At 61.2% G+C, this 22,196-nt stretch carries 22 protein-coding genes and 2 pseudogenes; 15 read left to right on the forward strand and 9 right to left on the reverse strand.

Features of this window, described 5'->3' with window-relative positions:
- Positions 1 to 194: 194 nt before the first annotated feature.
- Positions 195 to 674 (reverse strand): PH domain-containing protein, encoded by a 480-nt coding sequence (locus AB7531_RS12130; RefSeq protein ID WP_231142771.1) that lies wholly within the window; start codon positions 672 to 674, stop codon positions 195 to 197.
- Positions 675 to 1,970: 1,296 nt separating this feature from the next.
- Between AB7531_RS12130 and AB7531_RS12135 the strand changes: the two genes are divergently transcribed.
- Complete coding sequence (locus AB7531_RS12135) at positions 1,971 to 3,131, forward strand: IS30 family transposase (protein ID WP_063986193.1); 1,161 nt, start codon at positions 1,971 to 1,973, stop codon at positions 3,129 to 3,131.
- Between the two features lie 125 nt (positions 3,132 to 3,256).
- Here AB7531_RS12135 and AB7531_RS12140 read toward each other — a convergent pair.
- Positions 3,257 to 3,584, reverse strand: a pseudogene (locus AB7531_RS12140) (outer membrane protein); the annotation flags it as partial.
- 135 nt (positions 3,585 to 3,719) lie between these two features.
- On the opposite strand from AB7531_RS12140, the gene AB7531_RS12145 reads away from it, so the two are divergent.
- Both AB7531_RS12145 and AB7531_RS12150 read left to right on the forward strand, forming a co-directional pair.
- Complete coding sequence (locus tag AB7531_RS12145; protein WP_080586686.1) at positions 3,720 to 3,911, forward strand: hypothetical protein; 192 nt, start codon at positions 3,720 to 3,722, stop codon at positions 3,909 to 3,911.
- A gap of 166 nt (positions 3,912 to 4,077) precedes the next feature.
- Positions 4,078 to 4,698: a hypothetical protein gene (locus AB7531_RS12150; RefSeq protein ID WP_371498122.1), complete on the forward strand. Its 621-nt coding sequence runs from the start codon at positions 4,078 to 4,080 to the stop codon at positions 4,696 to 4,698.
- Between the two features lie 400 nt (positions 4,699 to 5,098).
- Here the strand turns inward: AB7531_RS12150 and AB7531_RS12155 are convergent, their stop codons facing one another.
- Positions 5,099 to 5,695, reverse strand: a complete 597-nt coding sequence (locus AB7531_RS12155) for a GNAT family N-acetyltransferase (RefSeq protein ID WP_084795028.1) — start codon at positions 5,693 to 5,695, stop codon at positions 5,099 to 5,101.
- A gap of 161 nt (positions 5,696 to 5,856) precedes the next feature.
- Between AB7531_RS12155 and AB7531_RS12160 the strand changes: the two genes are divergently transcribed.
- On the forward strand, positions 5,857 to 7,008 hold the full coding sequence (locus AB7531_RS12160) for an AI-2E family transporter (protein ID WP_084795347.1): 1,152 nt from the start codon (positions 5,857 to 5,859) through the stop codon (positions 7,006 to 7,008).
- Positions 7,009 to 7,090: 82 nt separating this feature from the next.
- Here the strand turns inward: AB7531_RS12160 and AB7531_RS12165 are convergent, their stop codons facing one another.
- The 3 genes and pseudogenes from AB7531_RS12165 to AB7531_RS12175 form a co-directional block, all read right to left on the reverse strand.
- Complete coding sequence (locus AB7531_RS12165; RefSeq protein ID WP_187387978.1) at positions 7,091 to 7,309, reverse strand: hypothetical protein; 219 nt, start codon at positions 7,307 to 7,309, stop codon at positions 7,091 to 7,093.
- A gap of 30 nt (positions 7,310 to 7,339) precedes the next feature.
- Positions 7,340 to 7,658, reverse strand: a pseudogene (locus AB7531_RS12170) (dienelactone hydrolase); the annotation flags it as partial.
- 115 nt (positions 7,659 to 7,773) lie between these two features.
- Positions 7,774 to 9,462 (reverse strand): aspartate:alanine exchanger family transporter, encoded by a 1,689-nt coding sequence (locus AB7531_RS12175; protein WP_063981895.1) that lies wholly within the window; start codon positions 9,460 to 9,462, stop codon positions 7,774 to 7,776.
- A 629-nt stretch (positions 9,463 to 10,091) separates the two neighbouring features.
- Here AB7531_RS12175 and AB7531_RS12180 point away from each other — a divergent pair.
- Positions 10,092 to 10,313 carry a hypothetical protein gene (locus tag AB7531_RS12180; RefSeq protein ID WP_063981896.1) on the forward strand — a complete coding sequence of 74 codons (222 nt, stop codon included), beginning with the start codon at positions 10,092 to 10,094 and terminating at the stop codon, positions 10,311 to 10,313.
- Between the two features lie 84 nt (positions 10,314 to 10,397).
- On the opposite strand, the gene AB7531_RS12185 is transcribed toward AB7531_RS12180, so the two are convergent.
- Together AB7531_RS12185 and AB7531_RS12190 are read right to left on the reverse strand one after the other, a co-directional pair.
- Complete coding sequence (locus tag AB7531_RS12185) at positions 10,398 to 10,772, reverse strand: nuclear transport factor 2 family protein (RefSeq protein ID WP_063981897.1); 375 nt, start codon at positions 10,770 to 10,772, stop codon at positions 10,398 to 10,400.
- Between the two features lie 131 nt (positions 10,773 to 10,903).
- Entirely contained in the window at positions 10,904 to 12,154 is a 1,251-nt protein-coding gene (locus AB7531_RS12190; protein ID WP_354132227.1) for a tyrosine-type recombinase/integrase, read from the reverse strand.
- 526 nt (positions 12,155 to 12,680) lie between these two features.
- Here AB7531_RS12190 and AB7531_RS12195 point away from each other — a divergent pair.
- The 9 genes from AB7531_RS12195 (at position 12,681) to AB7531_RS12235 (ending at position 20,540) form a co-directional block, all read left to right on the forward strand.
- Positions 12,681 to 14,060: a site-specific integrase gene (locus AB7531_RS12195; protein WP_441256364.1), complete on the forward strand. Its 1,380-nt coding sequence runs from the start codon at positions 12,681 to 12,683 to the stop codon at positions 14,058 to 14,060.
- Positions 14,061 to 14,324: 264 nt separating this feature from the next.
- Positions 14,325 to 14,585 (forward strand): hypothetical protein, encoded by a 261-nt coding sequence (locus AB7531_RS12200; protein WP_063981899.1) that lies wholly within the window; start codon positions 14,325 to 14,327, stop codon positions 14,583 to 14,585.
- A gap of 122 nt (positions 14,586 to 14,707) precedes the next feature.
- Positions 14,708 to 14,956 carry a hypothetical protein gene (locus AB7531_RS12205; RefSeq protein WP_245328584.1) on the forward strand — a complete coding sequence of 83 codons (249 nt, stop codon included), beginning with the start codon at positions 14,708 to 14,710 and terminating at the stop codon, positions 14,954 to 14,956.
- On the forward strand, positions 14,947 to 17,754 hold the full coding sequence (locus tag AB7531_RS12210; RefSeq protein WP_187387979.1) for a DNA-primase RepB domain-containing protein: 2,808 nt from the start codon (positions 14,947 to 14,949) through the stop codon (positions 17,752 to 17,754). The genes AB7531_RS12205 and AB7531_RS12210 overlap by 10 nt, the downstream gene beginning before the upstream one ends.
- Positions 17,751 to 18,239, forward strand: a complete 489-nt coding sequence (locus tag AB7531_RS12215) for a hypothetical protein (protein ID WP_063981902.1) — start codon at positions 17,751 to 17,753, stop codon at positions 18,237 to 18,239. The genes AB7531_RS12210 and AB7531_RS12215 overlap by 4 nt, the downstream gene beginning before the upstream one ends.
- Complete coding sequence (locus AB7531_RS12220; RefSeq protein WP_245328585.1) at positions 18,239 to 19,021, forward strand: hypothetical protein; 783 nt, start codon at positions 18,239 to 18,241, stop codon at positions 19,019 to 19,021. Before AB7531_RS12215 ends, AB7531_RS12220 begins: the two co-directional genes overlap by 1 nt.
- 45 nt (positions 19,022 to 19,066) lie before the next feature.
- The gene (locus AB7531_RS12225; RefSeq protein ID WP_187387980.1) at positions 19,067 to 19,477 is read left to right on the forward strand and encodes a hypothetical protein; all 411 of its coding nucleotides are present in this window, start codon (positions 19,067 to 19,069) and stop codon (positions 19,475 to 19,477) included.
- Between the two features lie 95 nt (positions 19,478 to 19,572).
- A complete protein-coding gene (locus tag AB7531_RS12230; protein ID WP_063981905.1) occupies positions 19,573 to 19,923 on the forward strand; it encodes a transposase in 351 nt (116 codons plus the stop codon).
- Positions 19,872 to 20,540, forward strand: a complete 669-nt coding sequence (locus AB7531_RS12235) for an IS3 family transposase (RefSeq protein ID WP_162479148.1) — start codon at positions 19,872 to 19,874, stop codon at positions 20,538 to 20,540. Before AB7531_RS12230 ends, AB7531_RS12235 begins: the two co-directional genes overlap by 52 nt.
- On the opposite strand, the gene AB7531_RS12240 is transcribed toward AB7531_RS12235, so the two are convergent.
- Positions 20,470 to 21,843 (reverse strand): IS30 family transposase, encoded by a 1,374-nt coding sequence (locus tag AB7531_RS12240; RefSeq protein WP_210168703.1) that lies wholly within the window; start codon positions 21,841 to 21,843, stop codon positions 20,470 to 20,472. The two genes, AB7531_RS12235 and AB7531_RS12240, sit on opposite strands and share 71 nt — an antisense overlap.
- Positions 21,844 to 21,946: 103 nt before the next feature.
- On the opposite strand from AB7531_RS12240, the gene AB7531_RS12245 reads away from it, so the two are divergent.
- Positions 21,947 to 22,183 (forward strand): integrase core domain-containing protein, encoded by a 237-nt coding sequence (locus AB7531_RS12245; RefSeq protein ID WP_441280290.1) that lies wholly within the window; start codon positions 21,947 to 21,949, stop codon positions 22,181 to 22,183.
- Positions 22,184 to 22,196 lie beyond the last annotated feature (13 nt).

Below are 22,196 nucleotides of genomic sequence, written 5' to 3' on the forward strand. Positions count from 1 at the left end.
TCCGCGCGGAAAGCTGACGATGATTGATGGGCGGCAGCGCGAACGCCACGAGTTGATCTTTGGGGCAGGGTAATCCGGTCAAGCCAGAGCCGCAGCGCCACCGGATCCCCCGCGAGCGCCGCCGCAAAATCGCCAGCGCGGGGGGGGGCTCCGGGGGCGTTGTTGGGGCGGCGGCTGTCAAACCATGCCGCGATTTACGTGCCAACCGGTCTTGTCGTGATGGCGCTGCGAAACGCGAGAGGCGAACTAACGGTGGAAATGGTTTGCGTACCCTCGCCGACGCCCTGAATGGTGAGGTCGCCATAGTTCAAAAGGCGGCCAAGAACGCTTTGATTGACATCGACGCTCTCAACCTTGTCGAGGCGCATCTCAAAGGTCCGCCTCTTAATGAAACCGGCCTTGTGGACGACCCGCATGTTGGTAACGTCGGTCTCGGTGGTCCAGCGGTGGAACCAAGCCGTCGCCGTCCAGTACAAGGCCGCAAGCCCAGCGACCGCCGCCAATACCAAGTAAACCAACGTCAGCGCGTCGACGGCGACCAAGCGCCACAGCACCAGAAATGCGACCGCCGCGATCCACGCCCCGATTGCAGGCAGAAAGTACACCCAGTGTTCGTTGGTCGAATACAGCACCCTTTCGCCAGGCTGTAGGATTTCGTCGATATAGCGCCCCATACGCCTACCCGGAGTTTACCTATCACCGCGGTAATATGCGCCATTTTAAACGGAGAAAGACCTTGATCTATCTCAAGCCTTCCAACGGCCAGCGCCGGAAGCTCGCATGCTTTCACACGAGAGCCGGACCCATCCCCTGCCGTGAGAGGTCGGGATGTTTGGACGGTTAAGGGAGGTGCAGAATGATCAGGTTGATTGCTATTGCCGGCTTCGCCTTATCGGTCGCAGTATCGGCGCAAGCCATGACACCTGCGCCGATTACTCCTCCGCCCAACGGCATGATCACTGAAGTCGCTGCTGCCTGCGGCGCGGGTAGGACACGAGTTAACGGTGTGTGCGTCGCAAGAACCACCGTCCGCCATACCCGTCGAGCCGTCCGCAGATGTGCGACCGGAATGACTTGCTAGCGCGCCGATGGCTTAAGCGGTGCAACCACGAAGGCTGAGACGACCCGAAACTGTCACTAGCGGCATTCTGCAATCAAGGTTGCCCGAAGCCGCTGATGGAGCGGCTGCTGGGTGTGATGGTCGCCGCACGTGATCCAGATCAACGCTGTCGCTCGACTGCCGAAAAAATTGGCGCATGGCAAGACGGCTTTCCATTATCGAAGTGGGGGCGATTGCGATTATCGTTCTCAGCGTGGCTGTACTCGCCTTCGTCGGGTTTTCCATTTGGGCAGAATTATGAAGGCCGGGGTGCGCCGAGACTAACGCCATCCTCCACGCGCTCCCGGCGCACCGCCTCGCTCGCCGAGTTCTTCGACTTGAGCCACGTCTTCGATAGTCCGCCGTCCGCTTCGACACGATCCCTTCCAGCCCCATCTGGCAGAAGTGCTTGAAGATCGTCGGGCCGCCGCCGGTCAGGTGTTCGTTGAAGCGGATGGCGCGCGACTGTTGAGCGCGAGCCACACCACGTCCTTTTTCTTGGTCTGTGGGTTCGTAGAGTTGGCACGTCGCGTCATTTCGCTGTGCTAGGCATCCGTCGCCACGACGACACAGAACAGGCGTCAAGGGTGAGGCCATTAGAAGGCCCTACAGCGCGCCGCCAGCGCCGGGCTACCGGACACCGGCAAGCCGCACCAGTTTTCCAGCCACTGGCTTAGTCGTGAACGGTCGGGGCCAACTCCAGACCATAGCGGCTTCGGCCTGCTTTCTCTCATCCGCGGAGTTGCGTGGCAAGAACACTCCAAGAAACCCGTGTGAGACATGCCGGGGCGGTCTGACTATGTCCGTTCGCCGGGGCGATCTCAACTGATCGACGCAACACTTTATCTTAGAGGAAAAGATGGAGTGTTGGATGGAACGGAGATTTCATAGAGGTTTCACTGCGGCAGAAAAGACGGAGTTATGGGACCGGTGGAAGCGCGGGGAGTCACTGAAGGCGATCGGGCGAGCTTTTGGTAAGCAGTCATCGTCGATCTATTTTCTAGTTGCTCCGCATGGAGGGTTTCGTCCTGCGGAGCGGCGTCGCTCCAGGCTGGCATTGACGCTTGCGGAACGCGAGGTGATTTCCAGAGGCGTTACGGCACATCAATCGGCCCGGTCGATCGCCAAATTACTTGGCCGCTCCCCATCGACGGTGAGCCGGGAAATGAGCCGCAATGGCGGCTATGACCGCTACCGGGCGACACTTGCGGACGAGAATGCCTGGGCACGATCCCGTCGTCCAAAATGTTGTAAGCTGGCGACCAATCCGCGGCTTCGGCAGGCAGCGGCAAGGAAGCTCAGATTAGATTGGTCACCCGAGCAGATAGCCGGTTGGCTGAAGAGAACGTATCCTGAAGACGAGTGTAATCAGGTGTCACACGAGACCATCTACCGCAGCCTGTTTGTCCAAGCGCGTGGCGTGCTCAAGAAAGAGCTGCTTAGTCATCTTCGATCGAGGCGTTCGATGCGCCGCTCTAGGCCGGTTGATCCGAATGGCGATAGACGGGGACACATGAAGGATGCCGTCTCAATCCGTCAGCGACCGGCTGCGGTTGAAGATAGGGCTGTGCCTGGCCATTGGGAGGGCGATCTGTTGTCCGGGCCGAACAACACCTACATCGCGACCTTGGTCGAGCGTCAAACGCGTTACGTGATGTTGGCCAGGGTGGCAGGCAAGGACACCCGGACTGTAGTCAACGCGCTCATCAAGCAGGCGAAGAAGCTACCTAAAGAGCTGTATAAGTCCCTGACCTGGGACCGGGGCAAGGAACTGACGGATCATCGGCGCTTTACGATGGCGACCAACATCGATGTCTATTTTTGCGACCCGCAAAGCCCGTGGCAGCGCGGGTCGAACGAGAATACCAATGGCCTGCTCAGACAGTACTTTCCAAAGGGCACCGACTTGTCGGTGCATTCGCAAGCCCATCTGAACAAAGTGGCTCGTCAGCTAAACGAACGACCACGTGAGACCTTGCAATTTGAAACGCCAGCAGAGAGATTTAATGCCTGTGTTGCGTCGACCGGTTGAGCCGGCCGGGGGGTAGACTGGAAGAGAACGGCACGCGGCCACCGCAAGGTAGCAAAGGCCAGAAAATTCATAACTACAAAAAAGCCCCGGCGAGCCTGGGCTTTGGTTTGCGAAGGTGGGTGAGATCAGTATCTGGCCGCGACCGGTGCGCCGTATCCACCGAAGCGATAATTCAACCGAAGCGTGACCATGTCAACATCTTGGCTGACCCCGCTGCCGGTGAGGATGAACCCTCCGGGAGTAACCACGCCTGCGAAGCTGGCATTATGACGCCCCATCCAGAGATGGTCGTATTCGATACCGAGCGACCAGTTGGGCGTGAAGCCGTACTCCCAGCCGACACCGAGGGCGCCGCCCCAGCGTGTGTGGCCTGCCGATGCCAGGCCGACCCCGGTGATGTTGTTGAATATATCGAATCGATTTGCGCGTCACGGCGGCGCCGCCCTTCACGTAGAGTGCCCCTTCTGCAACATTCGCCAAAAAAGGGATCGCGCGACTGTCCGCACCGGCATCTATTTGTTGTGTGGGTAGAGCGTCCGGCTAGGGTCAGATTCGGTAAGGGGTAGTGGGCAACTTCAGGGGAGATTGATGCTGAAATTCGTAATTGCGGGTGCTGCGTCTTTGGCTTTGGTGGGAGCGGCAGTTGCCGCGGATCTGCCTCGTCCGCAGCCCGTCGTCCAGACCGCGCCGGTTGGTAAATATCCCGTCGGCAAAACTCCAGTCGGCAAATACCCGATCGGCAAGGCTCCGGCGCCAGCTCCGTTAGTCACCAAGGGCTAATCCCGAAGATTGAAGCGCCTTCGGCCCGTCGGGGCCGGAGGCGTTCACCTCCAGTAATGTTTAGCTTGGGCTGTGTTGGGCCCAAGAAGGGTTGAACGTGGCAAGGGTGATCTGGGAATACCGCGATCTGCGATTTATTGTCGGAGTCGCAATCTTTGCGGCTTCCGTGGGAAGCGCTAGTGCACAGCAACTCGCGGCGCGTGCTGATGTTCAGCAGCGACCGGACACTTCCCCCAAGACCTCAATCAACTCCGCTACGAAAACGGCCGCAGCTGCGCCAGGCAGCCCGCCAGCCACGTCGGATGCAAAGCCGGCCCGGGTATCTTCAGTTAAAGGACCCTACTACGTTGATTTTCGTGCCCGCACTGCTGCATCCTACGGACACGCATTTGTCTGGTACGGCAAGACGAGCCAAAGGGCGGTCGAAGTTGCCGGCCTGCATCCAGCAGGCGACACACTGCCGTACGTATTGGGACATCTCATGTTTGTGCCTTCTGAAACGGGCGCGAGCTACGGCGACCTCGATGAGCAATATTTGACAGCCAGCTATCGAGTCTACTTGAATGAGGCTGACGCCAAAAAGGTATTTGCTTACATCAAACGTCTTCAGGCGACCTCGCCGGTGTGGAACGCGGGAACAACCAACTGCACCAATTTCATCGGTCGCATAGCGAGTTTTATGGGTTTGAAGGCTCCATTCCATTTGTTGAAGCCTGAAGAATACATAAACAAACTCAGAGCGCTAAACGGTGGACGTCAAACGGTGCAATTGGTTGCCGACCGGTAGACCCCGGGAAATGGCGGGCCAAACTCGAGGTGCCATCCGAGCTTGCGTGATGGCGTATCAACGAGCCGGACGGGATGAGCGCGTCGCGTAACGTGTATCGCGATGGCGGCATACACACGGGGCCGCACTGCTCGGCCAGTCTCGCCTAACCGAAAAGGCCGCCAACTGAGGCGGCCGCGGAGGAGCAATGTCCAAGTGGCGGCCTAATCTTTATCTGTCCAGCATTCCAAGGAAACTCTACTGGTCGCGCCCGTGAAGCGGTTTCTGTGTTCGAAGCCTTGCCCGATTGGCTCGTAGCGGAACATCCAGCCGCCAACCAATACGGCGAACACAGTGGCAAATGAAGGCCAGCGGCGCTGGCCCGTCTGCCATTGCAAAGGCCCTCAAGATAGGCCACGCGTCAGTTTATCGCGCGCTTGCGGAGTGATCGGTTGCGCGCGCGTCCCTGCAACGGAAACTTGGTGCGGCCTCGGGGGAGGGCAAAATCCCATGGAAAGCATGCTACCAGGACTGTCTGTGGATCTCGCCCCGCAGCCGACCTGAACCCGAACCTGCCGAAGACCTTCAACATTGATGTGTTCTCGGGCAGGACTTCCGCCGTCAATTCCTTCAGTCCCGTTTCCCTCGTGATGTCGACGAGGTGCCGCATTAGCATCGAGCCAACGCCGCGCCCCTGCCATGCATCGACCACCATGAAAGCCATCTCGGCCCGGCCGGGCTCGGAGACAATATATCGGCGGCCGCCAACCACAGCCTTCCGGCCTGCTTCCTCCGCGCGCGCAACCAAGGCGATTTGATTCTTAAAATCGACGTCCATGAAGAAGGCGCGCTCCTTGTCGGAGAAATGGCGCTTCATCGCAAAAAATCGGCGCTGCAACGACTGCGGGCTCGCTTGGTCTAGTGCGGCGAGCATGTCGGCCTCGTCCTCCGGCCGAAGCGCGCGAACTTCGACCGGACTGCCGTCGCGCAAGTGCTCTCGTGCACTGGTGACCGACATGCGGACTCCGGTGTCGAGAGGCCGGGCGACGCACTTGCCCGATCCCGCCCAAGGGCCTCCCGGCCGGTCGTGGTCGCTTGATCTGGATCAAGACCTCCGCGCGAGAGGGGGAACTAGCTCACTCACCCGCAACATGCGTGGCCAAGGCTGAAGGCGCGTCCGTGAGAACACTCCGCCAGATCATCTTCGGAGACGAGGTCATCCAGCTTGTGATCCGGCTGGGGTTGCTCGCGGTCCTGATCGTCTGGACACTGCTCCTGATCCGTCCGTTCGTGCCAATCCTGGCCTGGAGTGTCGTGCTCGCCGTCGCGCTTAATCCGGTGTTTCAGCGCCTTGCCAAAATCCTCGGCGACCGGCCGAAACTTGCGGCAGCGATCCTAACCCTTATCAGTCTCGCCGTTGTCATTGGGCCCGCGACGTGGCTCGGCATGGGCGCAGTCGACGGGATCAGGGATCTTGCCGGCCAAATGACCGCCGGCGAGGTGTTGGTTCCGTCGCCACCTCAATCGATCAAGGATTGGCCACTCGTCGGGCCTCGGCTCTTCGATCTCTGGGATCAGGCCTCGACCAATCTGCGTTCGCTTCTGCGCGAAGTGGTGCCGTATCTCAAGCCCTTCGCGACGACCTTGCTCGGATTTGCCGGCAATGCCGGTGTGGGGACCGTGAAGTTCCTGCTGTCCGTGGTCGTGGCTGGCGTCGTGTTTCCATATGGCCCGCAACTCGTGGCCGCGGGTCGTGACTTTCTGTCACAGATCGTGCCCGACCAGAGCGAGCACTTTCTGGACCTCGCGGGTACCACCATCCGTGCGGTCGCGCAGGGTGTGATCGGCGTCGCGATCGTCCAATCCTTGCTCGCCGGCATTGGGTTCAAGCTGGCCGGTATCGCCAGCGCGGGACTACTGGCGTTCGTGGTGCTATTGCTGTCGATCGTGCAGATCGGCGGAACGATCGTCATCCTGCCGGTCATTATCTGGATCTGGACTGACAAGGAATTCCCGATCGCGCTTCTGCTGACGGTGTTTCTCGCGATCGTATCTGTGCTCGACAACATCCTAAAGCCGCTCGTCATGGGGCGAGGCCTGACCACACCCGCGCTCGTCATCCTGATCGGGGTGATCGGGGGAACCCTCGTCCACGGCATCATCGGCCTCTTCATCGGACCGATCATTCTGTCGGTGGCTTGGGAGCTGACGGTTGCCTGGATCCGTACCGAACGCGCTCCGCAGCGGGGAGATGTTGGCTATGGGCCGCCGCGCTCTCTTGATCTGCATCAAGGCGTCTCATCATCCCCTTCGCCGGATAACAATCGCTGACCGACGAAACCAGGAGCATGGCCGAGTCCGCCATGGGAGCACGCGATGGCAGTCCAGTTCCTCGGCACCGTCATCAGCGTGATCAACAGTGATCAACATAGAGCTTCTGCCAGTCTCCGAAGGTGATGTCTTTGGCTCCGCGCTGCCCGCGAGGGGCGATCTCGGCGGGCTTCGCCTCAGAGGCCTGCTTTTGCGCCGCGGCGTTCTGGACCGAAGCTGGTCCGGCAATGGCCGCTGCGAACAAAATCAACAGGAAGGTGCGAGCGTGCCCGGGCCATGGCGTTGAAGGGGCGTTGATCATGGTTGCGTCTCCAGGCGCCACCCTCCGTAACTATTTATGCGCGTTGAGGGATTTTTCGACGAGCGGTGACCACATCGGAATTGTGTCGGTCGAGCCGACGAAGAAATGCCCCTCATTGCCGAAGGGCGGCATCAGATGATATCGGCCCTGCCGCCGGCCGCAGTGAAAGCCTCATGCATGCGCTTCAACAACGCCGGGCCAAAGAACGTCTCGATATAGAACCACAGCATGGCACCCGCGAGGTAGGGCCGAAATCCGCGGTCGCTTCGACCAGTCTGTCCGGCGCGCAGTTGTTGTTGGGCTTGCCGTCGACGCGACCGCCGCGACCTGCTGCAAAGGTGATGATCGCTGGAGACGGACATTGTCTTCGGCGAGGGCCGGCAAGCCGAAGGCGGCAAGGAGAACCAAAGCCGTCAAGAGCGGTCGGAAGATTGCGGCCAACTGCGTACGCATCGTCGCCTCCGTCAGCCGTTATAAGTGAGCGCCACGATGATCGGGCCGAGCACAGTCAGGACGACGTTGCCGATGGCGTAGGGCACTGCGACGCCGAGTACTGGGGTCTGACTCTCGGCGACTTCGCAGGCTCCGGTCACCGCAGCATCGACGGTCATGGCGCCGGCCAGCGCCCCGCAGGTGATGACCGGATTCATGTGCAACACATAGCGCGCAAACAGTGTCGCGACGATCAGCGGCACCAGCGTGACGACCAGGCCCATGCCCACCAGCAACGCCCCGTGCGCCTGTATCGCAGCCCAGGCCGCGGCTCCGTTGCCGAGCCCGATGGCTGCGATGAAGCCACCGAGCCCGAGATCGCTCAGTGTCTGCTGTGCCGCGCGTGGTAACGCTCCGATGGTCGGCCGGCGCGACCGCATCCAGCCGCAGACGAGGCCAGCGATCAGCGCGCCGCCGCCGCCGCCCAAGGTCAGCGGGATGCCGCCGACCCTGAGGCTGACGAGACCCGCGAGGAGGCCCGCGGCGATGCCGGTTGCGAGAAAGGCGATGTCGGCGCGGTCGCCGGAGCGCAGGATCTGCCCGACCTTCGTGGCGGCACGCTCGATGTTGCGAGTGCTGCCGACGAGCGTCATGACGTCCCCGACATAGACGCGGGTGTCCGGGCCCAACGGGACCTCGCGGCCCATCCGGGTCAGCGTGCGGAGATAGACGCCGCGTGCGTCGTTGCCGACGCGTTCGGCGATCTCCTTGATCGATCGGCCATGGAGATGGCGGCTGTCGACGAGGACGTCGATCACATTGCCCGGAATTGCCTTCAGGATTTCGTCGGCATCGATTTCCTTGCCGATGACCGGCTTTGCCGCGACGAGGGCAGCGGTTCGCCCGGCGACGACGATGTCGTCGCCGGGTTCGAGGATGCTGTCGAGGCGCGGCTCGATATCGGCTCCCTGCCGCACGATTCGCTCGACGACAGTGCGGCTGCCGATTTCCTCTTCGACGTCCTTGACCGTGCGTCCCGCGGCGGCCGAGACCCGGTAGGCGCGCGCCTGGAATTTGCGATAGTGCAGATTTTCACTCTGTGGCGGGTTGCCGCCGGCAAGCTCCGCCTCCAGCTTCGCCGCCTCCGCCTTCAAATCGATCCGCATCAGTTTCGGTGCGACAAACGGCACGTAAAGGAGCGTGAGAATATAGCCGAGGACATAGGTGACGGCGTATCCAGCTGCGATGTTTGCTTCTTGCTGCTTCAAAGCATCACCGGACAAGCCGACTTGCGCGAGCGCTCCGGACGCCGTGCCGATGATGGAAGATTGCGTCAGCCCACCGGCGGCAAGTCCCGAGGCCGTGCCCGGATCGAGCTTGAACGTGAAGGCAAATATCAAAACGAGGATGAGACCCGTGCCGCCGAGCACGAGCGCCATGGCGACCTGCGCCAGGGTGCGGATGCTCAAGGAGGCGAAGAATTCGGGGCCGGACCGGTAGCCGATCGTGAACACGAACAGGCTGAACAGAAGCACGCGCAGCAGCGACGGGAATGTAAAGGTTCCGAGCTGACCGATGAGCACGGCCACCACCAGGATACAGGCTGTCGTTCCGATTGAGAAACCACGAATCTTGGCTCGGCCCAGCACCGTGCCGATGGCGATGGAAAGCAGCAGGAAGATTTCCGGAGCGGTGGAGATCATCCACCTGACGGTATCCATGGCGCATGCCCTCCAGCCATTTGCGCCGAATCTGAATCGTGAAACCCGGCGACGCTTGATCTAGATCAATCCTCGCCGACGGCACGCCTTCGCCTTTTGAGCCGTGCAGGATTCGGGACAGTCGACGTCTCGGACATGAGCACGATGGACATCGTCACTGCTTCGTCGGCGCACCGCGACGATCGGGTACCAGTCGTGTTCTGCTTTGGGTCTACCGGCTTGGTCTGCATGGACGGAGCTTGGTATCGCTGTGATCGCTCCCTTAACCCTGCTGCCTGGCCGCGAAGCCGACCTCAACGAGGCCCGTTTATGAACGCGCCGTCCGATCGCTCGACAGCGTGCTCGGAGAGGGCAACGCGGGGCAACCGTCTGATCCAAAGGAAGGGCATCCGACCGCATCGTCAGCCGGGCGGCCATGACGTGAACCGTTTCATCGCACGCCGGTCGGCCGCCAGCTGCCTCGGACATCAGACGAATCAAGTTCGCCTGACCTACTCACCCTACAAGAGATTCGCGCGCCACGCGGAGTCCGGGGGAAACACCCCGCAGTTATTCGACCTATTCACAGCGTCTTGACTCCGTGCGAATCGATTCGGCCCCCTTTGATGTGATAGCAAAGCTGTTTTGTGATGATGCTGCTGCTGGTCGGAGTAAGCGCGGTGCAAGCCCAGCAGTCGTGCATGCCCTGCTCGCTGCGCACACCCGGCTTGCTGTACGAATGCGTCGATAAGAACGGAAAGCTGCAGCCTGCTGGACCAACGGCAGCGCGGCAGACAAAACACTTCGACCAGTGCATGGCGCGCGGCGGCTCAGGTTACAAGTGTCTCGATGAAGCAGCGAAGGTGAAGTGAAGCAGCGGAGTGTCTGCCGAAGGGCTGATGACTGCTCGATAGAGCTACAATCGCCGCAACTCTGCGGCCGCGCGGACCGTTATCTCAGTTGACGGAGCTTCGGGCGGCCGCCCGAGCCATGGGTGCGCAGCTTGTGTAGATGATCTTGTTTGAGACACCGAACCGAAAATAAACGCGAGCCGGCTTGCCTTCGTAATTTTGATAGTCGATTTGAACGCCGTGGCCCGTCAGGCTCACGTCGTCCAGCGAAAATGAGAGTACTCGCTTCGTTTCGAGCTTAGGTGACCGGTAGGCAGCGATTGCTTCTCGCCCAGTCAGGCTGACGCCTTCGCAGGCGCATTCAAGCACCGCTCGCTCATCATACAGATCGAGCAGCGCGTTGACGTCTCCACGCCGGCAGGCGTCGAGCCAGTCTACAACTGTGGCAACGGGGTCAAAGTCATCCCTCGAAATAGGCATGGAGGTTCCATCATCAGCCGCGCCGCTCCCGGCGCGGGACTTAGATGGACTGTGATGAATGCTGCTTGAACGCACTCCCGCAGAACTACTGATTGAAGCCCGCCTGATCGAAGCTCAGGCGGGGCGATAGATCAGGCCGCAACGTGAAGCCCGATATTGGCGTCCTTTCTCGATGTCCGCCCGCCGACGATCCGCCGCAGCTCGGCCGCGACGCCGTCCAGCACCGCGCGCTTTTCCTTCATCCGCTTGGAGTGATTGTACACTTTGCCGGTGACCGTCGGCACGATCTGCTCGGCCTTCTTGCTCGCGGCGTGGTCGAGGCACTTCGCAATCCATGCGTCGTCGAAGCCGAGGTCGCCGGCCAGGGTCGCTGCCGTCCGGCGCAGGTCATGGGGCGTGAACGGCTTGAGACCGAGCAGCTCGCAGAGGCCAGCGGTTTTGGTTTTGTCCTTGTTCGTCTCGTGCTTGGTGCCGCGCAGGGCGTCGGCCATCGCTTTCCGGTGGATCGGCTGGCCCTTGTACATGGGACTCTCGAAGGCAAACTGCTGACCATCCGAGGCGAGCGCCTCCTTGATGATCTCGACCGCCAGATCGGATAACGGCTGCTGGATCACCCGCCGCTTCTTGACCCGCTTGAGCGGCACGTCGAAGCGCGGATGCTCGCCGTCGAGGTCAAACAGCTCATCCCGATGCGCGCCGAGCAGTTCCCGCGAGCGCAGCATGGTGACCAGTTCGAACTTGAGTGCGAGCCGGGTCCGGCGGTCGTAGGGAAGGTCGTTGCGGTCCAGTCCTTGCCAGAACGTCTTGATCTCGTCTTCGGAGAGGACCCGGGTGCGGGGATGTTCGGGATCGAGTTTTGGCAGGTTGACGCAGGGGCTGGCGGTCACATAGTCGCGGCCTGCCTCCGCCGCCCAGGTGAACAGGCCCGAGGCCGCCTTGCGCATATGGCGCGCGTTGCTGACCGAGGGCTTGCCGAACTTGCCTGCGACGATGTCGTTCGAGAGTGTGGCGATGTCGTGCTTGGTGACCTCCATGGCCAGCTTCTTGCCGAGGCGTGGGCGGATGAGGCGGTCGAGGTGGCTCGCGGTGTTTTGCCAGCTTTCGAGCCGGGGGCGCATCTCGCCATCGGGCTTCTTGACCAACGTCTTCATCCACGCGATGCGCTCGTCGATGATCTCGGCGACGGTCTTGCCGCGCTTCGCCTTCGCAGCTTTCTGGTCGCGGAAGGTCTCGGCAAGCGCCTCGCCACCCCTGGCCCTGAGGCCGTAGACCTTGCTACGGGTGTCCTCGACCGTGAAGGTCTCAGCATTGTAGACGCCAAGCCAGCCGGTGCGTTGCTTGCCGGTCTCCCGGTCGGTGAACTTGAACGAGAAGGTTGCCACCCCGGGTCGTGGTGATGCTTACGTACAGACCAGGGCACTTACGGTCGTAGAGCTTGGTCCGTTTGGCAACGCGTTTCTCGCACATGCGGTCGGTCAGAATGACGCTGCTGTTGCGGCCCCGCTTGCCGGCGGGGGAGGGGGCAATGCTACTATCCATGTGGTTTCGGCTCCTAAGGCTTGAGACCAAAGGGCTCGGCATTGGGGCTTTCAGTTTGTCGTGCGGACGCTGAAAGGCTTAGGGCCGGGCCCTTATTTTGGTGAAGCCCGCTGAAACAGCCCGCATCAGGCTAGTTGAAAAAGCCTAAAAGGGTTTTGTTAGTTTCGGCGTGTTTCACCGAATGCCAAAGTATAGACGTGTGGTCCTGGCCGTCGTCGCTACGGTCAAGCCTTTGCGGATGCGGCAGTCGCGTCAACCGGCGCGGTGTCGGTGACTTTCGCAGGCGTGAGGGAGGCCAGAAGGAATTCGGCTCCCGGGAGAGCACGGCATAAGCCGTCCAACCACTGCGCAGGGAAAATAAATAGGCGCATGGAGTTCTGTAGAGCGACGTGCAGTTCGCATCCCATTGATCCCGCGCGCAATATCCCCATAACGTGTCATACGCCTTCATGGGCCTCTACAGACACGATCGCGACACTTCGCGAGAACGGGGACACGAATTACATGGCACGCAAAGTCAGCTTCAGTGCGCTGGAAAGCCGCAGCGCGCGGCTGCGATTAAAGATTCGCCGCAGGCCTTACAGTGGCCCGTCGCTCGCGCGCGGAATCGCGCTGATGTACAGGCGCAACAAGACCAACGGCACATGGGTGCTTAAGGTCAGCGACGGCCATGGCGCTTACTGGACCAAGAGCTTTGCGTTGGCCGACGATTTCGAGGATGCCGACGCCAGGAACGTGTTGACGTTCCACGAGGCGCAGGATGCGGCGAAGAAGCTGGCGCGCAGCGATGACGGTAGCGCCAGCAACGCACCGATCACTGTTGACGGTGCGCTCAAGGACTACAAGCGCGATCTTGAGGCCCGCGCAGCCAATCCTTACAACGCAGAGCATCCGCGCCTGCATCTCACGCCGGCGCTGTTGTCGAAGCCGGTGGCGCTGCTCGCGGCGATCGAACTGAAGAAGTGGCGCGACGGCCTGCTTGGCACGATGGCGCCGGCCACGATCAATCGGCTCTGCCGCTGCGTTTGCGCTGCGCTGGAACTGGCGGCGCAGCATGACCAGCGCGTCAAGAACCGTGAGGCATGGGAAATTGGTCTTGCCAATCTGCCTAACGCGCAGGAGGCGAGAAACGTGATCCTGCCGGACAACAAGGTGCACGAATTCGTCGCCGCCGCTTACGGACTCGATCATCAATTCGGACTGCTGACCGACACACTGGCGAACACTGGCGCGCGCCCCAGTCAGGCGGTCCGGCTTCGCGTCGAGGATCTGCAGGATCATCCGGTGCGGCCGAAATTGATGATGCCGAAGTCTGCCAAGGGCGGCGGCAGAAATCGCAGTGCGAAAAAGGCCGAGCGCTACAGCGTGCCGATTACGGTCCAGTTGGCTGTACGGCTCAAGCTGGCGGCTAGAGGTCGTGCAGCCGATGCTCAGCTGCTGTTGCAAAGCAACGGCAGTCCCTGGAACAACAATCCGCGCGAGAACTATCATCGCCAAGTGGACAAGGCCGTTACCGCCATTGGGCTCGATCCCGCCGAGGTGACGATGTACTGCCTGCGCCACTCGAGCATCGTCCGCATGCTGCTGCGAAATGTGCCGATCAGGCTGGTGGCGTCGCTGCACAACACCAGCGTAGCGATGATCGAAAAGCATTACTCGAGGTACATCACCGAGCATTCCATCGACGACATCGCGCGCGTCGGGTTGTTGTCGGAACCTGCGCCAGCCGCTGACAACATGGTTGCATGATGCACTCGGAGTTGAGGTCGACATAAACTTCGAAACGTTCGTAACCAATGCCACGGGTCCTTGAAGTCCGCCGACAAGCGGATTTGCAGGGGCGCGGCAAACGAGGGCTATATCGGTCCAAGCCGAGCTCGGAGCTGAGCTAGACCCGGCGATGCAAATGAGCCACTTAGCTTCGCCGAGGCCCTATTTTCGCAGTTTTCTGGTATTTACAGGCGAGATTTTCTGTTTAGGTTTCTGGGTCACCAAATTGCCTGAGGTGACGCGATGTTCCTGACTAAGCCCCAAAACGAAGTGAAAGACGATGCGCCGACCGACGAGGAGATCGCGGCCGGGCTCTACAGCTACGCTGATCTGGAAGCGCGCGGCATCGTTCGTGATCGATCGGATTTGCGCCGCAAGCAACTGCGGTACGGTTTTCCGTGGCCGATCAAAACCGGGGAACGCCAAGCGCCGTTCCTGAAAACCCGCGTGCATGCTTGGGTTAAGCGCCGCGCGGCGCTGTCCGATAAGTCTTCCGCAAAATAGAGAGGCCGGCACCTTTGGCGAGGCGCCGGCCGGGAACACATGAATAGGGGCATCGAGAGCCCTACTATAGTTCCGATCTTCGCATTCGCCAAGCGGTGCCAGCCCTAATCGAGGTGCTGAGCATGCCGAAATCCCGCACCCAGTTCGCTGCCGACCGGCCGCGACCTCCAATGCCGCGCTTGGCGCTCAGCATCGCCGAGTTTTGCGCCGCCCACGGCATCAGTGCGGGATTCTTCTACAAGCTGAAAAAGAAGGGTGAAGGCCCGCGCGAGATGAAAGTCGGCGCGCGCACGCTGATCACGCTGGAATCCGCGGCCGAATGGCGTCGTGAGCGCGAAAGTGCCACGCAGGGTGACCTGCCATGGCGGTAACCGTGGACGAGTGCCTGCACGGGCTTCCGCATTCGGCCTGCCGACGCTGCAATGGAAACGATCCTCTCGCCCCGGGCGTTCCTTCGCAGCTCGTCATCCAAGTGAATACAGCCAACGACGAATCGATCGGTGTCGCCGAGCTCAAGGCCTCCAATGCGAATGTTGCGGCGGAGAAGGCGCGTGACGCATCGGAAGGATTGGGGAAGAGGGCAACCGAGACTATCACTGCTGCGAAGAACGCGCCGACAGTTTTGCCTTTCGGGCAAGGGGAAGCCGGTAAAGGCGGCGAAGGCGGTGCTTTTCGGATTACCAACGCTGAGTTCATTGCGGCGGTTATCGCGGAACTACCCCACGGTGCCTTTGCAGCCGTATGCTCGAAGCCTGGCAACCCGAATCTGGGCGGATGGGTGGCGCGCAGGGTCGATGGGGTGCCCTCGATCGTTGTGCCAGAGCACAACAACTACCTCGGCTGCTCAAGTTTCTATGCTGGTGAAGACGGGTCGTTCAAGGCCCGCAAAGCGCAGTTTGCCGCCTGCCATTTCCTGCTGCTCGATGACCTGGGCACCAAGGTGCCGCTGGATCGGCTGGGTGATTTTGAATTGTCCTGGCTGATCGAGACCAGCCCTGAAAATTATCAGGGCGGTATTATCCTCAACTCCGCGATCACCGATGGCGCGGTTGCCGTGCGTTTGCTCAATTCGGTGATCGACGCGGGTCTGTGCGACGCAGGGGCTAGGGGGCCGTTGAGCCGCTGGGCACGGTTGCCGGTGGCCATCAACGGCAAACCGAAATACGCGGACGAGGCCGGCGTTCCGTTCCGGTGCCGCCTGATCGAATGGCGGCCTGGCAAGCGCTACTCGCCACAGGAGATTGTGGATCGGCTAGAATTGGAACTCGTCCCCACCGGACGGCCGAAGAAGAAGCCTGCAAAGGCTTCTGCGCCATTCACCAGGGTTCCGCTCCGCTCTGGCCACGACGCGGACGACGTCTTGACTCCGAAGGCGGAGGAGAACCCGGTCATTACGGCGCTCAAGGCGCGGGGGCTTTACAAGACCCCCTTGGGGTCCGGCAAGCACGACATGACGTGTCCGTGGGTCCATGAGCACACCGATGAATTGGACACGGCGGCGGGCTATTTTGAGCCAGACGAGTCCTTTCCCATTGGCGGTTTTTGCTGCCAGCATTCGCACCGTGACAATTTCCATATTCTGGCGCTGCTCGACTTCATCGGTGTGCCCGTCGCCGAAGCCCGGCATAAGCCGGTCATTCGTGTCGTGGCCGGTGACCTGCACCGCGTCGTGGACGCCGCCGAACAGGAACTGGCGAACCGCGAGCGGCACTACCAGGCAGGAAGCTTGATTGTCTCGGTCGCGACTAATCCTACCAGCGGTGATCCGTCGATTGTGCCGACCAGCGCACCGGCGCTGACGCGCGAGTTGTCAGTCGCGGCGACATGGGAGAAATATGACGGCAGAGCGAAGGACTGGGTGCGCTGCGATCCGCCGGCACGACACATGGGCATCCTGTTCGATGCACAGAACTATCGCTACTTGCCGCCCCTGGCGGGCGTGGCGCGGCAACCGTATTTCCGTGAATCGGACGGCGAACTCGTCAAGCAGCCTGGTTATGACAAAACCGCACAGCGGTTCGGCGTGTTCGATGCGCGGCATTTCGTAATCCCTGACGCGACACCTGATGCGGCTCGCGCGGCACTGACCCTGCTGGAAGAGTTGCTCACCGAATTCCACTTCCTGGCTGCCCACGATAAGGCTGCTGCTCTGGCAGCCATCTTCACCGCCGTGGTGCGCCCGACGTTGCCACATGCGCCTGCATTTCACGTCCGAGCGCCGATATTTGGAAGCGGTAAGACCTACCTTTGCGAACTGATCGGTGCCTTCTCCGGGCCGGGCGGCAACGCCAAGGTGAGCTATCCCAAGACCTCGGAGGAAGCGACCAAGGTCATTCTGTCCTTGTTGTTAACGAGCCCGGCCTGCGTCGAGTTCGACGACATGGACACCGACTGGATTCCGCACGGCATCATCAAGAGGATGCTCACGGCGGAGACGATTACGGATCGAATCCTCGGGGTGAGCAAGACGGCGACGGTCAGCACGCGCGCCCTGTTTCTCGGATCCGGAAATAACGTCGGTCCGGTCCGCGATCTGCTGCGACGCGTACTGACGATCCATCTCGACCCTCGCTGCCCGACACCAGCGACGATGACCTACAAAGGCGCTCCAGTCGATAAGGTGCGCCAGCGGCGCGGCGCTTACGTAGCCGCCGTGCTGACGATCATTCAGGCGTGGCGCAGGGCAGGTTCGCCTCGTGCTCCGGCTGATAGCATTGTCACTTACAGCGGCGCGTGGTCGGACTATTGTAGGTATCCGTTGATGTGGCTCGGATACCCCGATCCGGCGACGGCGCTGTTCGAACAGATCCGTCACGATCCGGATGGTGATGCCCTCAGCGGCCTGATGCAAGAATGGCATGCCGTATTCGGTGAAAGTGCCACGACCGTGCGCAAGGCGGTTGAGGCGGCGAAGAGTTACCCCAATCTGCTCGATGCAATGCGCGAATTCCCGGTGGAGGAGCGCGGCGAGATCAACCGTTCGAAGCTGGGCTGGCTGTTGAAGAAGAATGCCGACCGGATCGTTGGGGGATTTAAGTTTCAACGGACCGAAGCGGACGGGCGCGCCGCCTGGCGTGTGGTGCCCGCTAGATCACCGCCTTTACCGCCTTTTCCGCCTTCCGCTCCATCGGCTGAAGAAACTGTCGCGGGGTGGAGTACGCGGCTATGAGCGCGGTCGAGGCTCTCAAGGCGGCCCGGGCCGCCGGTATAGAACTCGCACTCGATGGCGACGATCTCGCGTTGAGGGGAACCTCGGCACCGCCGACCGCCGTTCTCGATGCACTTTCCCGGCATAAGGCCGAGGTCGTGGCACTGCTCCGGCCCGGTGACGGATGGTCGGCTGAGGACTGGCAAGTTTACTTTAATGAACGGGCGGGCATTGCCGAGTTCGATGGCGGACTGCCGCGGGCGCCCGCCGAGGCTCGCGCCTTTGAATGCTGCGTTGTCGAATGGCTGAACCGCCATCCGGTCTGCTCTCCGCGTGGCCGCTGTCTCGAATGCGGTGCCAGCGAGGACACCTACGACGAGCTGCTGCCGTATGGCACCGAACCGACCGGTCACGCCTGGCTGCATTCGCGCTGCTGGGCAGCATGGCATGCGGATCGGAAGGCGACGGTAGCCGCCGCCTTATCGCTGACCCTAGGGGCTGGCTAATGGGCAAGCGATCCAACTTCGAGCGCCGCGAGGCTGATTTCTACCCGACGCCACTCGATGCGGTGGTGCCGCTGATCCCGTACCTTAGTAGCGTCAAGAGCTTTGCCGAGCCCTGTGCGGGCAATGGCGACCTTGTCCGGCATCTGGAATCTTTCGGGCTGGCTTGCGTCTACAGCGGCGACATCCGCAGCGGTCAGGATGCGCTTGCGCTCGACCATTACGGCGCAGCCGACGTGATCATCACGAACCCGCCTTGGTCTCGCAACCTGATGCACAGGCTGATCGCGCACTTCCAGAGCATCCGGCCGACTTGGCTGCTTCTGGATGCGGATTGGGCGCACACCAAACAGGCAGCACCCTTTTTGCCCTATGCCACGGACATAGTGGCAATCGGCCGGGTCAAATGGATTGAGGGCTCCAAGCACACCGGCAAGGAGAATTGCGCTTGGTATCGATTCTCAGTCGATCATGCCGGGGGACCGATCTTTCACCCGAAGGGGTCAACGCCGGAATTACGATTCCGGCTGTGTGAACACTGCCGGAATGCTTACGAGCCACAGCGATCCAGTTCGCGGTTCTGTTCCGAGAGGTGTAGGCAGCGCGCCCATCGCAACAGGCTTCGCGTGACATCTAGCGTGACAGCCGCTCGACCGGGTTCCTCCGCAGTGTGCCGCTACGTCCGGCATGCCGACGTTGCGAGGTTTGAGGCGGATGGCTGGGAGCGCCTGCCTCCGCTCGATCACACCCGGTCGGCGCTGATGCGACGGCGCGATCGGGATTGAAACCGCACCCGGCCGGCTGCCGGGCAACACCTAGGAGACAAAACCATGGACACTACCGATCTCGCTCGGCGACTGTATAACATGTGCGTCACCGCGAGCCCCCCTTGGTTTGCGGCGGATGATTGGTTGAAGTTCAAGCTTGAGCATCACATGGAGCCCTCGCAATGCGAAGCGGTGTTGGTGCTGACTATCCGGCGCCTGTGCAGCGCGGCGACCGATTTGCAATTGGAACATGACCAACTGGCCCGATCGCGTCGGCCAATGACGGCACGGGACATCCGTGATGCACTGCTGAAAGAGCGCGCTCGAACGGGGGCGACGCTGGACAATGTCATCTCCGACATCGTTGAATCGCAGTTTGGGGATGTCCCGTTCGATATTGTTCAGCGTGGCATCTGCCTCGCGAAGCGCGGCCTCGAGCGTCAGATGGAGTTTGAGGACGATCCGCCGTTCTGAACCTTTGGTTCATTGATTGGAGTGGGCCCTCCAGGGGGGACAGGTTGGCTTTCAGTAATTGACCGGACGGCCGGGCTTTCAGAGGATGAAGGCCCATGGCAAAGCACCGAACCCACAGCGTCGAGTTCAAACGGCAGGTGTCGCAAGAGTATCTGAGCGGCGAGACGCTGCACGGGCTCGCGAAGCGGCATGACATCTCCCGCAATCTGATCCGGATCTGGGTCGAGAAGTTTCAGGCAGGCGCTCTCGATGAAGATTTGGCGGCGGCCGATCTTCTCCAGGATTATGAGGCGCGAATTGCCGCCCTCGAGAGGCTGGTCGGGAAACAGGCCCTGGAGCTCGAGTTTCTAAAGGGGGCTCTGCATGCACGACCGCGGAGGAGAAGCGAGCCTACATCCGCGATCACCGGCCCCGCGGCCTCTCCGTCACGGAAGGATGTCGGCTGATGGGGATTGCGCGCTCGACTTACTATGACCGCTCTGAGAAGGCGGCCGATGATACTGCGATCGTTGAGGCGATCGCCACTATCTGCGACGAGTTCGAGCACTATGGCTGGCGTCGCGTCCAGGCTGCGCTTCGCCAGCAGGGCCTGATCGTTAATCACAAGAAGATCCGCCGCCTGATGCGTGAGCATGACCTTCAGCCGAGATTACGTCGCCGCTTCATGGTGACAACAGACAGCGATCACGGTCAGCCGACCTTCCCGAATCTCGCCACCGACATCACTCCCACCGGTACCGACCAACTCTGGGTGGCCGATATCACATATGTCGCCATCGCCGGCGGCTTTGTCTATGTCGCCGTCATCTTGGATGCCTGGTCACGGCGAGTGGTCGGATACGCCATCAGCCGCTCGATCGACGCCCGGCTGACGCTCGCGGCCCTGGCCGCCGCGATCGAAGGCCGCAAACCACCTCCCGGCTGCGTGCATCATTCCGATCGTGGATCACAAGGCGGATTCAAACGGTCGTCGCAACACCAGTTGTTTTCACTCATAACAGCAATTCGTCAAGCGCCTCCGCCGGCGTTTTCCAGCCTAGTGTCTTTCTCGGACGGGCATTGAGGGCCGCTGCCACAGCGGATATCTCGTCGGCGCTATGGATGCTGAGGTCTGTGCCTTTCGGGAAGTACTGTCGCAGCAACCCGTTGGTGTTCTCGTTAGTACCGCGCTGCCAAGGGCTTTGCGGGTCGCAGAAGTAGACCTGGATACCCGCATCGATCTTGAGACGATCGTGCTGAGCCATTTCGGCTCCCTGATCCCAGGTCAGCGAGCGACGCAGTTCTTCGGGCAAGGTGATGACGGTGCGCGTGATCGCGTCGCGCACGGCCTCGGCCCCGTGTCCCGCGAGCGCAGGTCCGTTCTTCGCGCGCGGAGCTTCGCCGTGCCCCGCCAACCGGGGAAGGTGCAATAGCATCGTGAAGCGCGTCGTGCGCTCGACCAGCGTGCCGATTGCCGAGCTGCCAAGACCGAGGATGAGGTCTCCCTCCCAATGTCCCGGCACTGCTCGATCGGCAGCTTCAGCAGGGCGCTCACTGATCATGATCTCCGGCGAGACAAACCCCTTGCCTCGCCTGCGTACGCGCGCCCTGGGCATCCGTAATACACGCCCGGTTCGCAAGCAGGCCGTCAGCTCGCGGCGCAGCGCCCCACGGCCCTGAACGAAGAGAGCTTGATAGATAGCTTCGTGGCTGATGCGCATCGTCTTGTCGTCCGGGAAGTCGATCGGCAAGCGTCGGGCAATCTGCTCGGGACTCCAGGCTTTGGCCCATCGCCGATCCTTGCGTGGGCCATGCCGGCGGCCCTTCCACAGAACGGCGGGACCAGGAACGAGCGCGCCGCTCGGGGCTACGACGCCGCCAGCAAGTCTCTCCTCCACATAAGTGCGCAAGGTTGCATTGAGCGCAAGCTTGGTCGGCTTGGGTCGGCGGGCGGATCGATTCGCATGCCATTGGGCAGTTGTTGCCCGATACTCCAACCCGCCGCCGCGGGTAGCCGCGTTGCGTCGCAGTTCACGGGATATTGTCGAAGCAGCCCGCCCCAGGCGACGTCCAATCTCTTGCCTGGAATGGCCCTGCACCTTGAGGAGTGCGATCTCCTCGCGCTCTACCAATGAGAGGTACCGCCCGGAGAGTACCTTTGCCGAAGATCTGAACATCGCTGGTGGCATGCCGCCCGCCTTTCGGAATAATCTGCTTCCGACAGGTTGTGACAATCCGGCTTCCAGCGCAGCATCCTCGCTGCTTAGCCCCGCGGCAATCGCCAGCCAAAATCTATTCTGTTCATCGCGTCCTGCAACAGACGGCCGTCCTGGCGATGGCAATGGGGCTCGTCCTGACCGCGCCGATCGGCGCCTTACAACGTTCATCGCAACCTCCAACCTCCGAGTGTTGCGACGACCGTTTGAATCCGCCCAATACGCTGCGGCTGCCTATCGCGATCATCTTGCCGCCCACGGCTTGATCGGCTCCATGGGCCGGCGCGGCAACCCATACGTCAACGCCACGGCGGAGAGCTTCATGAAGACACTCAAGGTCGAAGCCGTTTATCCGATGGCATTCGAAACCTTCATCGACGTTGCCGAAAACCTTCCGCGCTTCCTTGAGGAGGTTTACAACCGTCGACGGCTTCACTCGGCACTCGGTTATCTCAGTCCTGTGCAATTCGAGGATCAACACACCCGGCGAACGGTCAAACCAGCAGCCTGACCCCGTCTGCTCC

This window comes from Bradyrhizobium sp. 63_E2_N1_3 (genome assembly GCF_052076005.1).
GTDB classification, from domain to species: domain Bacteria; phylum Pseudomonadota; class Alphaproteobacteria; order Rhizobiales; family Xanthobacteraceae; genus Bradyrhizobium; species Bradyrhizobium barranii.